Source organism: Caldimonas tepidiphila, from assembly GCF_003569765.1.
Classification (GTDB): Bacteria; Pseudomonadota; Gammaproteobacteria; order Burkholderiales; family Burkholderiaceae_C; genus Caldimonas; species Caldimonas tepidiphila.
The window spans coordinates 1-517 of the sequence record NZ_QXMG01000207.1; the positions used below are offsets into that span (position 1 = coordinate 1).

General features: G+C 70.6%; 2 protein-coding genes. Both read right to left on the reverse strand.

Going from position 1 to position 517, the window contains the following annotated elements:
• Positions 1-293 (reverse strand): hypothetical protein (locus tag D3A59_RS25115; RefSeq protein WP_157991730.1); only part of this gene is annotated, 293 nt, incomplete at its 3' end.
• A partial coding sequence (locus D3A59_RS25120; RefSeq protein WP_205665282.1) for a hypothetical protein occupies positions 290-517 on the reverse strand: 228 nt, incomplete at its 5' end. The genes D3A59_RS25115 and D3A59_RS25120, both read right to left, overlap by 4 nt.

The following is a 517-nucleotide window of genomic DNA, read 5'->3' on the forward strand; positions in this document are numbered from 1 at the left end:
AGGCGCAGCCCGGTGCGCGCCGCAGTGGCGCGGGACACGGTGGCCCAGGCGTCGGCCTCGATGCGGCCCTGGTCAGCCTCGGCCTGCACGGTGATCGTGCGCACGCCGAGCTCATGCTGCAGCCGGATCGAGTCCTGCACCCGCGCGTGCTGCGCGGCCTCGAGCTCGCCCTGCAGCCGCAGGCGCTCGATCTCGTGCCGGTGATCCTGGCGCGCGGTCAGCATTGCGGAGATCTCACCCCACAGCATGCGGAAGACGCTGCCGCCGAGGAAGGAAAGCAGCGCGGAGATCATGAGCTCCTCCGTTGAAAATCCATCGGCACCCCGTCGCGCCACAGCGCCGAGGTCACACCCTGCACCGCCACCATCGAGGCGAGCAGCACGAGGCTCGGCCACTGCGGCTCGTAGCCATCAAGCAGCGTTGCGCCGCCACCGGCGATCGAGGCCGAGGCCTGCAGAACGAACACCCCCCGGATCTCGGGCAACGTGCATCGGGCGCAGGTCTTCAGCAGCCGCCC